Raw genomic sequence first — 12,322 nt, 5'->3', positions numbered from 1 at the left:
CCCGCTGCACCACCCGAACACCGATCGAAACGGAAGACCCGCAATGCACGCAGTACTGATCCAGGCACCCGATGGCGCCGACGCGTTCGCCGTCGCCGACCGGCCCGTCCGCGCCCCCGAAGCCGGGGAGGTGCTGCTGCGGGTTCTCGCGGCCGCCGTCAACCCGGCCGATGTGATGATGTGGCGGACGCTCGGCGGTGGCTCGGTCGAGGTGCCGTTCACGGCGGGGATGGACGCGGCCGGACTCGTCGAGGCCGTCGGGCCCGGCGTCGAGGGACTGCACGCCGGTCAGCGCGTGATGGCCGTGGTGTTCCCCCGCCGGCCGGAAGGCGGGGCGCAGGCCGAGCTCGTGATCGTGCCCGCCGCATCCGTCGTGCCGATCGCCGACGACCTCGATCTGGTGGACGCCTCGACCGTGCCGATGAACGGGCTCACCGCCCTGGCCGCTCTCGCGCTGCTTGACCTCCCGGCCGGGTCGACGCTCGCGGTCACCGGTGCGGCCGGTCAGCTGGCATCGCTGGCCATTCCGCTGGCCGCGCGAGCCGGCCTGACGGTGATCGCCGACGCGAAGCCCGACGACGTCGAGCTGGTGCGGTCGTTCGGCGCCGATCTGGTGGTGCCGCGCAGCGACGACTTCTCCGCTGCCGTGCGGGCTGTCGTTCCTGGGGGCGTGGATGCGGTGCTCGACACGGCCACCGTCACACGAACGGCGCTCGGCGCGATCCGCGACGGGGGAGCGATCGCCGTGCTGCGCGGCTGGGAGGGCTCCGAGCCGGAGCGGGGCATCCGGGTGGAGCGGGTCAGCGTCGGCGTGGCGCTGCAGAACACCGCATGGCTGCGCGGGCTGGCGGCCGACGCCGCCGACGGCGTGCTGCCGTTGCGCGTCGCGGGCACCGTGCCGGCAGCCGAGGCCGAGTCGGCTTATCTGCGCACCGAGGCGGGCGGACTGCGCGGCCGCCTGGTCATCACGTTCGGCTAGCCGGACCGGTCGTGCTGGCATGCGTTGAGATATACCTCTGTGCAAGCGTCGGGGGAGCGGATGCGGGATGGGCGTCGTTCCTGCAGCAACGACAGGTTGCGACTGGCGGCCCGTCCTGAGGCTCCCCGGCCGAGCGAATCACGATCGGCGCATCCGGCGGCGGAGCAGCAGGAGTGCGGCGCCAGCGCCACCGAGCAGCAGCACGCCCCAGAGCACGCCGGACGCGGATTCGGCGCCGCCGCCGGTGTTCGCGAGAGCCGGGGCCGGCGTCCCCGCCGGAGTGGGCGCGGCGGTTGGCGTCGCCGGCGGCGTCGGCCCGGGCGCCGCGGCCGTGGGAATGACCTGCGAGTCGGCCCGCACGCGCAGTCCCGTGCCGACGTCGTTGACGGCGGCGACCGAGACCCAGTAGGCCTTCCCCGCGACGAGGCCGTCCACCTTCTTGTGCCGCGCATCCGCGTCGGCCTTCCCCGTGACGGGGTCGCCGCCGTCGACCGGCGTGACCCGGATCAGGTACTGCGTGATCGCCGAGCCACCGGCATCCTGCGGGGCCGCCCAGTGTGCGGTGAGCGACTCCGTGCCGGCGTCGGCATGCACCTCGGTGGGGCCGGTCGGGGTTCCCGCCGTCGCGCTGATGATGACCTCCCCGGTGGTGTTGTCGAAGCCGATCGTATGCTTGAGGTAGAAGCCGTTGCCCGCGTTGAAGGTCTGGTTCGCGTTCTCGGTGTACAGGCCGTATCGGTAGGGCGCGACGCCCGGCTCCTCGATCTCCGCGTAGGGTTCGGCGGTGGCCGAGCTCGCCCAGGACACGGTCGCGCCCGTCTTCAGCCAGCCGAGGAGCTGGGCGCCCGAGCCGGGTTCGGGCGTGGAGTACACCGGGTCGACCAGGGGCTTGAACTGCTCGCCGCGGATCATGCCACCGCTCTGCCCGGTGTCGAAGACGGTGTCGTTGCAGGCCTTGGCGTGGTCGCCCTGGAACTCGATCGACCAGCACACCTCGGGCTCGAAGTAGACCGGCTGGCCCGACGGGTAGAAGCGGTCGCCGTCCTGCTCGCGCTGCAGAACGGTGTCGGTCTCACCCGCGTCGGCGGGCCTGCCGACCCGGATCACCGGATGCGCGGCGGTGAAGTCCACGGTGAAGCCGACGCTCTGCTCGTCGCCCAGCTGAGCGAGCGGGGAGAAGAGGTCGTTCCTCGGATCGCCGGCGTTGTGCGCATCCGACAGCCGCTGGCCGATGCCGATCACGCCGCCGATGTCGTCCTGGTAGCCGAGGCAGTGCGGGGTGCAGGAGGTCGCGTCGAGGAAGGCCACGTCGCCGGGGGACGTCACCACGCCGCCGACCTCCACCCGGGCCCGGGCGATGGTGCCGGAGGCCGAGGAACCGTCGTAGTCGATGTTCTGGTCGATGCCGGTGTCGAACACCGGGGTGGTGGGGTTCGTGATCGCGTTCGGGAACACCACCATGAAGTTGGTTCCCGTGTCGATCATCATCGGGATGGGGTCGCTGCCGTTGATCGAGACCTCCACGCGGGGGAGGTAGCTGCCGGTCACGGCGGTGAGGAGGGTGACGGGGATCTCGGGCTGAGCCGGGGGCGCGGCATCTGCTGCTGCCGCGTCCGCCGCTGCGGCCCCGATCGCGACGCGCGGTTCGGCGGCCACGGCCGAGCCTGCCGATGCCGTGATCGCGCCGGCCAAAAGCAGCGCCGCGGTCAGCGCAACCGCCCTCGCGCGCCCGACTCGACGTCCGTCCCCAGCCCGCCGACGCTCGCTCACGTCCGTCCCCCTTCGCACCCGCCATCCCCCCGGATGCGCGGCGAGACCAGCATAGAACCGGGGCCTCGGCCGCGGCCAGTGGATTCAGGAGTGCCAGCGGGTGAAGTCGGCGGCGGTGGTGGAGCCGGCTGGTGCCAGCCAGATCCGGGAGGTGTCGGCCGGCCGAGACGGGTCGTAGAGAACGCTCGCGGGGTCGCCGGTGGCGGGGAGGTCGCGGCGGGGCCACTGACCGGTCTTCTGCACCCAGCGGTCGGTGCCCGCGGCATCCGTGAATCGGACGGTGACGGTGCCCAGCAAGCCGCCCGAGCTCGGGTCGATCTCGGGGATCTCGACGATGACGCCCTGCTCGATGCGGCCGTGGGTGAGCAGGTGGGCGAGCACGTCCTTGTGCGAGCGCCGGCGGGCGCGGGCGATCGCGCCGATCAGGAGCAACACGACGGCCAGGATGCTGAGGCCGATCGGGAGCAGCCAGAACGCGCCGGGCGAGGAGAGGGCGAGCACGCCCCACCACGCGCCGGCGGCGAGGCCGACGAACAGGATCGAGCCCGGGCCGACGACGGGCGCCGACAGCAGCTTTCCGGTGAAGCGGCGGCTGGCGCCGGTGTGCACCAGGAAGCCGATGATCAGCAGCGGCAGGCCCACGATCATCCCGAAGATCGCCAGCGGCGGTTGGTCGGTGGCGGCCATGTCGTCGAATTCGGCGAAACCGAACAGGGCACGTGTCTCGAGGGCGGCGCCGACCGCGATCATCAGGAGTCCGATGACCACGCCGGTCAGGGCCGCCGGCGACCCGATCCGGGCCGCCTCCCGACGGCGTCGGGCGTCAACCGGATCGATCGTGCTCATGTCCGCGCTCCTCTTCGTCGTGCTCGCACGAACACGCTACCGGAGCGGCCTCTGCGGAATCACCGGCTCGCTTATTATTCCATAGCGCGGATAAATGCATTAGGGTGATAAGCCTGCTTCGAAGGGAATACTCATCATGACCGAGTGGATTCTGGCGAGCCCGTGCGGCTCTGTCGCGATCACCGTGACTCTCGACGGCGCCGGCGCGCTGTTCTATGGAATCACCCGCAATGGCGTCGCCGTTCTGGAGCGTTCGCGATGGGGGCTCGTCTGCCGCGACCGTGTGTTCCGCGACGGCCTCGTCGTGGTGCATGCTCCGGTGGTGTCCGTCGTCGAGCAGGACTACACCCTGCGCCACGGCAAACAGCGCTCGCGCCGGGTGCGAGCTGTGCGGGCGACGATCGAGGTCACGAATCCTGAAGGACACGGTCTGGCGGTGGAGCTCAGTGTGTCGGCGGACACCGCCGCATTCCGCTACCGCTTGCTCGGCGCTAGCGCGACGGTGACCCTTGACGAGGAGCTCACCACCTTCCGCTTCGTGAACCCCGGTCGCGCCTGGCTGCAGCCCACCTCACCCGCGGACGGCGGCGGCCCGGCCCACGAGAACCTCTATGCGAACGGCGTGGAGATCGGCACGGCGACCGAGGCATCGTCGTGGGACTTCCCGGCCGTGTTCGAGTCCGGGGCGCAATGGGCTCTGATCTCGGAGTCCGACCTCGACGGCACCTTCCGGGGTACGCGCCTCGCTTCCAGGCCCGACGGCCGGGAGTACTCGGTCACCGGGTCCGTCACCGAGGAGGGCATGGGGTACGGAGACGTGCACCCCACGTCTCGCGCGCCCTGGACGATGCCGTGGCGGTTCATCGCCCTCGCCGACAGCGCGCCGGAGCTGGTGGAGTCGATGGCCGTCTGGGATCTCGCCACTCCTTCGCGGGTGGACGACGATTCCTGGGTGGAGCCCGGTCGTGCCGCCTGGAGCTGGTGGTCGGAGAATGACAGCCCTCGCGATCTCGATGCACTGCGTCGCTACGTGGACCTGGCATCGGACATGGGCTGGGAATACTCGCTCGTCGACGCGAACTGGACGGTGCACAGCGAGGAGCAGATCCGCGGTCTCGTCGACTACGCGACCGAACGCGGCGTTCGGTTGTTCCTCTGGTACAACTCGGCCGGCACCAACAACGACTCCACTGAGGAGCCACGCGATCTCATGCACCGTGCTGACACGCGGCGCGCGGAGATGGCGAGGATCGCCGGCTGGGGCATCGCCGGAATCAAGGTCGACTTCTTCCACTCGGACAAACAGCTCGGCATCCAGCACTACCTCGGCATCCTCGAGGATGCTGCCGAGGCCCGTCTGATGGTCAACTTCCACGGAAGCACCATCCCGCGCGGCTGGGACCGCACCTGGCCACACCTTCTCACCATGGAGGCGGTGCGCGGTGCGGAGTGGTACTTGTTCGAGCCCCGCTTCGCCGAGGAGGCGGTGTGGCACAACACGATCCTGCCGTTCACGCGCAATGTCATCGGCTCGATGGATTACACCCCGGTCACCTTCAGCGACAAGGTGCGGCCGCACCTCACCACGGCAGCCCACGAACTGGCGCTCGCTGTCGTGTTCGAGAGCGGTTTGCAGCACTTCGCTGACTCACCCGAGGCGTATCTCTCGGCGCCCGAGGCGGTGCGACGGCAGCTCCGCGGCGTTCCGGTCGTCTGGGATGAGACCGTCGGGCTCGCCGGGGAGCCAGGCGACAGCGCGGTCGTCGCGCGCCGGTCCGGCGACGAGTGGTGGATCGCCGGAATCAACGCCGCCACGGCCAAGGAGCCCGAAGTGCTGGACCTCGCCCGGCTTGGACTGGGCGCCGGGGTGTGGGAGGTGCTGGGCGATGGGGAGACCCGCGATGCCGTCGTGGTGGAACGGAGGGACGCTGCGCAGCCGTTCGTGCGGCCCGCCCTTGGCGCGGGCGGAGGGTTTGTGGCGCGCCTGCTGCCCCGCTGACGGGCGAGCTCAGCCGAGCAGCAGCGATGACGGGCGAGTTGCGAACCGCTCGTCGAGTACGAGGCACGCGGCACCGATGGCGGCGACGTCCGCCCCCACGTCGGTGCCCGACACCTCCAGCTCGTGCAACGACGACATCGAAAACGCGCGGGCGGCCTGTTCGTGCAGGGTGGGCAGGTAGAGGTCGGCCAGCGGCGCCCAGGCGGGGCCGCCGCACACCACCATCTGGGTGTCGTGCATGTTGGCGATGATCCCCACCGCTCGAGCCAGTCGGTGCGCCGTCTCCTCGACGATCTCGCGGGCCGCGGAGTTGCCTCCGTCGACCCGCTCGCGCAGCGCGGCCAATCGGCGCACCGCGTGGCCGAGCTCGCCGTCGTGCGGGGTCGGGTCGAGTGCGCCACGAGCGACGCCCTCTCGCACGAGGCGCAGAGGCGAGCAGAGCGTGCCGAGGCATCCGCGATGCCCCTGGTCGCAGAGCGGACCCATGGTGTCGACCATCAGATGACCGATGTCGCCGGCGTTGGACGTGTGGCCGCGCACGACGAGGTCGTCGGTGATGAGGCCGACGCCCACGCCGCTGCCCAGATAGAGGAATGCGGCGTCGCTGACACCGGCCAGCGCGCCCGCCCAGCGCTCCGCGACGGCGGCGGCCACCACGTCCTTGTCGACGATGACGCTCAGGCCGGTCGCCGCGCCGAGGCGCTCGCGAAGGCGCTCGTGGTGCCATTTCGGCAAGTGGGGCGGGTCGACCATGGTGCCGCCCTCGACGTCGATCGGCCCGGGGACCGCCAGGCCGAGCCCGACGACTCTTGACCGGTCCACTCCGGTCTGATCCAGGAGTGCGTCAAGGGTGGGAGCCATCTGCTCGATCACCAACCCAGGGTCGTCGGGGTCGATGTCGGTCGAGTAGTGGGCCACGAGGCCGCCCGCGAGATCGAGCAGCACAGAGGTGACGGTCGCGGGGTCGATGTGGATGCCGAGGGCATACCGGCTGGACGGAACGATCTCCAGCGTGACGCGGGGCCGGCCGAATCCCTTCGTCGACGTTCCGGTCTCGGCGATCAGCCCCTGATCGAGCAGGCGCTGGCAGATGTCCGAGACCGATTGAGGTGCGAGCCCGGTCGCCGTCCGGAGTTCTGACCGGGAGGTACCGGACTTGGCGGCGCGGATGTACGACAAGATGACGGAATCGTTGAATCCGGCGACATGCCCGAGGTTTGTGCCCCGGCGGAGGCCGTTCGGTCTTCCGGGTGGTGGAGGCATCGTCATTCGCCTACTTTATCCGGCGTCCGCTACGATGATGCTAGTTGATCCGGAATCTGGAATTAGTAAGGAAGGCATCCCGACATGAATCGTGTCACGTGTCGGTCCGACGTCACCGTCGTCGGCGGCGGGCTCGCCGGTGTGGCGGCGGCCATCGCTGCCGCCCGGAGCGGCGCCACCGTCGCTCTCGTGAACAACCGGCCGGTTCTCGGGGGCAACTCGTCCAGCGAGATCCGGGTCTGGGTCGTCGGTGCCACCGCTCACGGTGCTCAGAAGTACGCGCGTGAGACTGGCATCATGGGCGAGCTCTTCCTCGAGAACCAGTGGCGCAACCCCGAAGGCAATCCGGTCCTGTGGGACCACGTCGTTCTCGACCTCGTGCGCGCGGAGCCAAACATCGCCCTGTACCTCAACACGGATGTGCGCGAGGTAGACGCCGTGGGTGAAGAGCGCCAGCGCACCATCCGCTCCGTGCGCGGATGGCAGATGGGCTCGGAGCGGCTGATCACCTTCGAGTCTCCGGTGTTCATCGACTGCTCCGGCGACGGCCTGGTGGGCGCCCTCGCCGGCGCGCGGTTCGCTAAAGGACGCGAGCCGAGGGAGTCGTTCGGCGAGTCGCTCGCGCCCGTGGTGGCCGACGACAACATGCTCGGCAGCACGATCCTGCTCTACACGAAGGATGCGGGCGAGCCAGTCGTGTTCGTGGCTCCGGACAGTGCGCGCGATATCGAGCCCACCGGCATCCCGGTGCGGCGGCAGATCGACACGGCGATGAACGGCTGTGACTACTGGTGGATCGAGTGGGGCGGAGAGCTCGACGCGGTCGACGACAACGAGAGCATCAGAGACGAGCTCTGGGGCGTGGTGTTCGGCATCTGGGACCACATCAAGAACTCGGGCGAGTTCGACGCCGACACGCTCACGCTGGAGTGGGTCGGCACTATCCCCGGCAAGCGCGAATACCGGCGGTTCCTCGGCGACCATGTGCTCACCGAGGGCGACATCCTCGACCAGACGCGGTTCCCGGATGTGGTCGGCTTCGGCGGGTGGTCGATCGACCTGCATCCGGCCGGCGGGATGTACGCGGAGGACGGCCCGTCGGCGCACCTGTTCGGGCCGGGCCTCTACGAGATCCCGTTCCGCTCCCTGTACTCGGTGAACGTCGACAACATGCTCATGGCGGGTCGGGACATCTCGGCCTCGCACGTGGCCTTCGGCAGCACGCGCGTCATGGCCACCTGCGCGGTGCTGGGCGAGGCCGCCGGGGCCGGGGCGGCGCTCGCTGCCCGACTGGGCGTTTCTCCGCGTGAGGTTGCGAACAGGCACATCGATGAGTTGCAGCAGCACCTGCTCCGTTCGGATGCATCGATCCTGGGCGTCGCCCGGGACGATCCTGCCGATCTGGCACGCACCGCGACGGCCTCCGCCACGCGCGTCGTCGACTTGCTCGCTGTCCCGCGCTCGCCCTCAGGGGAGCAGCTGGTCTCCCTCGCCGAAGGAGACTTCGGACTTGTGCTCCCCGCCGATCCGCGGCTCGACTCCGTGACGTTCGAGGTCGTAGCCACGGCGCCCGGCACGCTCTCCTGGGAGTTGTGGAGCACGCGGAACGGCCTCAACCACATCCCCGTCGACCGGATCGTGGGCGGTTCGGTCGGCGTCTCGGGCGAACCTCGTCAGAGCATCGACATCCCCACCGGCTATTCGCCGGAGCGACCGTGCTCCGTCGTGCTCGTACTGCGCGCGCACCCGAGCGTCTCGCTCGTCTCCGTCGCCGGTCCCGCGCCCTACGGCGTGATGGGGCTCCTCCGCCGTGACCCGAAGCTCGCGCACGGCACGGCTCAGTCCAACGCCTGGTCGGCCTTCGAACTGCGTCGCCGCTGCGTGGTGTTCTCGGCCCGGCCGGCGACCGAGGCCTATTCTCCCTCGCAGGCGATCCGTGGCGGGCAGCGGCCCTTCGACGGCCCTGACCTCTGGGCCTCCGTGCTGCCGGCAGGCGAGGCCGCGGTGCTGGAATTGGCCTGGCTCGCGCCCGTGCGGGCCGGCCGCGTTGAGCTCGTGTTCAACGACGACGTCGACGAGGACCTCATCAATCTGCACCACCATCGCACTCCCGAACGAGTGCTCCCTACTCTCGTGCGCGACTACCACGTGGAGTGCCGCACGGCCGAGGGCTGGGTGACCATGACGACCGTGACGGACAATCGTCGTCGGCGCCGCGTCCACCTCTTCGACGAACCAGTCGAGACCGACCGGCTCCGGTTGGTGGTCACCGCCACCAACGGGCACCCGCATGCCATGGTCGGCGCCCTCCGCGTCTTCGCCTGATCCCCGACAACTGGAGTTCCACTGTGCATGACGACCGTCAGCTCACCGAGGGTCGGCTGACCCGCTTCATCGACGATGTGCTTCCCGGCGCGCTTTACCGGCGCCGGAAGCCGTTGCAGGTTCAGGCCTGGCACGTGCCGGGCGAACCGGTTCCCGTCAGCAAGGCGCTCGCCGCCGAGTACCGCGCGGTCGAGGTGCCCTTCCCCTGGGGTGCCCCGTGGTCGACCTCCTGGTTCCGGGTGCGGGGCTCCGTCCCGCCCGAGTGGTTCGAAGACGGCCGACTGCCGGCCGGCACCCGGCTCGAAGTGGCGGTCGATCTCGGCTTCTACGGAGACCGGCCCGGTTTCCAGGCCGAGGGGCTGGCCTTTCTGCCCGACGGCTCCCTGGTGAAGGGGATCGCTCCGCGCAGCGCCTACGTGCCCTGGCCTGAGGGTCGGCGCGATCACGAATTCTTCATCGAGGCAGCCGCGAATCCGGATGTCGCGGGAGAGTACACCTTCCGCCCGACGCCTCTCGGCGATCGTGAGACGGCTGGCGCCGAGCCGCTTTACACCGTGCGGCAGATCGACCTCGGCTTGCTCGACACCACGGTGTGGGAGCTCGCCCAGGATATCTGGACGTTGCGCGGACTCATGGCCGAGCTGCCCATCGAGGGCTCGCGTCGCTGGCAGATCCTCCGCGCTCTCGAGCGGATGATCGACGTCGTCGATCCGGACGACGTGGCCGGCACCGCCGCTCGGGGGCGCGAGGAACTCGCCGGCGCACTGTCGTCTCCCGCCGCGGCCAGTGCGCATCGCGTGGTCGCGGTGGGCCATGCGCACATCGACACCGCCTGGCTGTGGCCGCTGCGCGAGACGATCCGCAAGTGCGCTCGGACCTTCGCCAGCGCCGTGGCGCTGATGGACGAGTATCCGGAGTACCGCTTCGCTTGCTCGTCGGCGCAGCAGCTGTTCTGGATCAAACGGGACTACCCCGCTCTCTTCCAGCGGATCCGGGAGAAGGTGGCCACCGGGCAGTTCGTCCCCGTCGGCGGCATGTGGGTCGAGCCAGACATGAACATGCCCGGCGGTGAGTCGATGGCGCGCCAGCTGGTGCTCGGCAAGCGCTTCTTCCTGGAGGAATTCGGCGTCGACTCCCAGGAGGCCTGGGTGCCGGACACTTTCGGCTACTCGGCAGCGATCCCGCAGATCCTTCGCGAGGCCGGAATGCGCTGGTTCATGACCCAGAAGATCTCCTGGAACCAGACCAACGAGATGCCGCACACCAGCTTTCTATGGGAGGGCATCGACGGCTCCCAGGTGTTCACCCACTTCCCCTCTGCGGACACGTACATCTCCGAGCTCTCCGGCGCGGAACTCGCGCACGCGGAGCGCAACTTCAAGGAGAAGGGCACCGCCGGGTCGTCGCTCGTTCCCTTCGGCTGGGGTGACGGGGGCGGAGGGCCCACCCGTGAGATGCTCGCGGCAGCGAGCCGTCTCCGGTCGCTCGACGGCTCACCGACCGTCGAGATCGACTCACCCGAGGCCTTCTTCGAGCGAGCAGAGGCCGAGTACGGCGAACCGCCGGTTTGGGTGGGAGAGCTGTACCTCGAGTTGCATCGGGGGTCGCTCACTTCTCAGCACCGCACGAAGCAGGGCAACCGGCGCAACGAGAACCTCCTGCTCGAGGCGGAACTGTGGGCGGCGACGGCGGCGGTGCGCGCCGGTGCGTCTTATCCCTACCGGGAGATCGAGGCGGCCTGGCAGACGGTTCTGCTGCATCAGTTCCATGACATCCTGCCGGGCACCTCGATCGCGTGGGTGCATCAGGAGGTGGAGGAGGCCAATGCGGACGTCGAGCGAACGCTCGAGCGGATCATCGCCGCCGCGCTCGCCGCGCTCTCCGGGCCAGGGGAGCGGGAGCTCGTCGCGAATGCGCGGTCCTTCCCCGATGCCGGGGTGCTCCCGTTGGGGGTGGGAGAGCCTGCTCCCGCCGGCGGTGAGCTGGACGTTCGCGAGACCGAGGCCGGCTTCGTGCTCTCCAACTCCCACATCGTAGTCGGAGTCGACCAGCTCGGGCACATCACCTCCCTCCGCGACACGACGTCGGGCCGCGAGGCCATCCCCGCCGGCGAATCCGGCAATGTGCTGATGCTGCACCGCGACACCCCGAATCTCTGGGACGCCTGGGATGTCGACGTGCACTACCGTCGGGCCGCCCGGCCGATCGACGGGATCGAGTCCATCGCGGCCGGACGTGAGCCGGACGCGGTGACGCTGACGATCCGGCGCAGATTCGGTACCTCGTCGATCAGTCAGGTGCTGCGGCTCGAGCGCGGCGCCGGATCGCTCGCGATCGAGAACACGATCGACTGGAAGGAGAAGCACAAGCTGCTGAAACTGGTGTTTCCGATCGACGTCCATGCCGACCGGTTCGCGGCCGAGACGCAGTTCGGGCATGTTTTCCGTCCCACCCATGTCAACACCTCCTGGGATGCGGCGCGCTTCGAGGTGAGCGCGCACCGGTGGATCCACGTGGCCGAGCCGGGTTACGGCGTCGCGATCGCCAATGAGTCGACGTATGGACACGACGTGACGCGGCACACCGTTGACGGTCGGCGCACGGTGGTGGCGGTGGGGCTCTCCCTGCTGCGATCTCCGGAGTTCCCCGATCCCGGCGCCGATCAGGGCGAGCACGTGATCCGGTTCGCTGTGCGCCCCGGGGCGGGCATCCGGGATGCCGTGCGGGAGGGGACCGCCCTGAATCTGCCGCGGAGGCGCGTGCGCGGAGGGCATCCCGTCGCGCCGGTGATCTCGGTCTCTCATCCTGGCGTGAGCGTCTCCAGCGTGAAGCTGGCCGAGGATGGCGGAGGAGACGTGGTGGTGCGGGTGTACGAGTCGGAGGGCGCTCGTGCCGAGGTCACGGTGACGGCGGATTTCGACGCCGGGACGCCCCGTCTCGTCGACCTGCTGGAGAGGGATTCCGGTCGCGAGACCGTCGCTTTCGGACCGGGGCGCATCACGCTCTCGCTGGGGCCCTTCCAGCTCGCGACCGTGCGGATCCCTCGTCTGTGATGTGTTTATCCGTAAACTTGACAAAGTCGCTTCCGCGGACGACGATGTAGACGTCCGCCTGCATGGACGATCCGAGTACAAAGGAGT

General features: G+C 69.5%; 7 protein-coding genes. 4 read left to right on the top strand and 3 right to left on the bottom strand.

All coding sequences use genetic code 11. The features are described from left to right. Positions 1 to 43 precede the first annotated feature (43 nt). The gene (locus VD659_RS00680) at positions 44 to 979 is read left to right on the top strand and encodes a quinone oxidoreductase family protein (RefSeq protein ID WP_423259178.1); all 936 of its coding nucleotides are present in this window, start codon (positions 44 to 46) and stop codon (positions 977 to 979) included. Positions 980 to 1,117: 138 nt separating this feature from the next. On the opposite strand, the gene VD659_RS00675 is transcribed toward VD659_RS00680, so the two are convergent. Beyond that, on the bottom strand, positions 1,118 to 2,635 hold the full coding sequence (locus VD659_RS00675) for a fibronectin type III domain-containing protein (RefSeq protein ID WP_423259177.1): 1,518 nt from the start codon (positions 2,633 to 2,635) through the stop codon (positions 1,118 to 1,120). Between the two features lie 198 nt (positions 2,636 to 2,833). Then, positions 2,834 to 3,595, bottom strand: coding sequence for a hypothetical protein (locus tag VD659_RS00670; RefSeq protein WP_423259176.1), 762 nt, complete (start codon positions 3,593 to 3,595; stop codon positions 2,834 to 2,836). A 136-nt stretch (positions 3,596 to 3,731) separates the two neighbouring features. Between VD659_RS00670 and VD659_RS00665 the strand changes: the two genes are divergently transcribed. Then, a complete protein-coding gene (locus VD659_RS00665) occupies positions 3,732 to 5,594 on the top strand; it encodes a glycoside hydrolase family 97 catalytic domain-containing protein (RefSeq protein ID WP_423259175.1) in 1,863 nt (620 codons plus the stop codon). Between the two features lie 9 nt (positions 5,595 to 5,603). Here VD659_RS00665 and VD659_RS00660 read toward each other — a convergent pair whose 3' ends face one another. Continuing rightward, the gene (locus VD659_RS00660; RefSeq protein ID WP_423259174.1) at positions 5,604 to 6,773 is read right to left on the bottom strand and encodes an ROK family protein; all 1,170 of its coding nucleotides are present in this window, start codon (positions 6,771 to 6,773) and stop codon (positions 5,604 to 5,606) included. A gap of 168 nt (positions 6,774 to 6,941) precedes the next feature. Between VD659_RS00660 and VD659_RS00655 the strand changes: the two genes are divergently transcribed. Both VD659_RS00655 and VD659_RS00650 read left to right on the top strand, forming a co-directional pair. Continuing rightward, on the top strand, positions 6,942 to 9,182 hold the full coding sequence (locus VD659_RS00655) for an FAD-dependent oxidoreductase (protein WP_423259173.1): 2,241 nt from the start codon (positions 6,942 to 6,944) through the stop codon (positions 9,180 to 9,182). Positions 9,183 to 9,205: 23 nt separating this feature from the next. Further along, positions 9,206 to 12,235 carry an alpha-mannosidase gene (locus VD659_RS00650; protein ID WP_423259172.1) on the top strand — a complete coding sequence of 1,010 codons (3,030 nt, stop codon included), beginning with the start codon at positions 9,206 to 9,208 and terminating at the stop codon, positions 12,233 to 12,235. Positions 12,236 to 12,322 lie beyond the last annotated feature (87 nt).

It is taken from the genome of Herbiconiux sp. 11R-BC, assembly GCF_049472555.1.
In the GTDB taxonomy this organism is placed as follows: domain Bacteria; phylum Actinomycetota; class Actinomycetes; order Actinomycetales; family Microbacteriaceae; genus Herbiconiux.
This window is presented reverse-complemented; position numbering and strand designations above follow the sequence as displayed.

What these genes read in the sequence shown, in the direction of transcription:
- VD659_RS00680 (WP_423259178.1), top strand. Translation starts at nt 44, where the DNA reads ATGCACGCAGTACTGATCCAGGCACCCGATGGCGCCGACGCGTTCGCC.
- VD659_RS00670 (WP_423259176.1), bottom strand. Translation starts at nt 3,595, where the DNA reads ATGAGCACGATCGATCCGGTTGACGCCCGACGCCGTCGGGAGGCGGCC.
- VD659_RS00665 (WP_423259175.1), top strand. Translation starts at nt 3,732, where the DNA reads ATGACCGAGTGGATTCTGGCGAGCCCGTGCGGCTCTGTCGCGATCACC.
- VD659_RS00655 (WP_423259173.1), top strand. Translation starts at nt 6,942, where the DNA reads ATGAATCGTGTCACGTGTCGGTCCGACGTCACCGTCGTCGGCGGCGGG.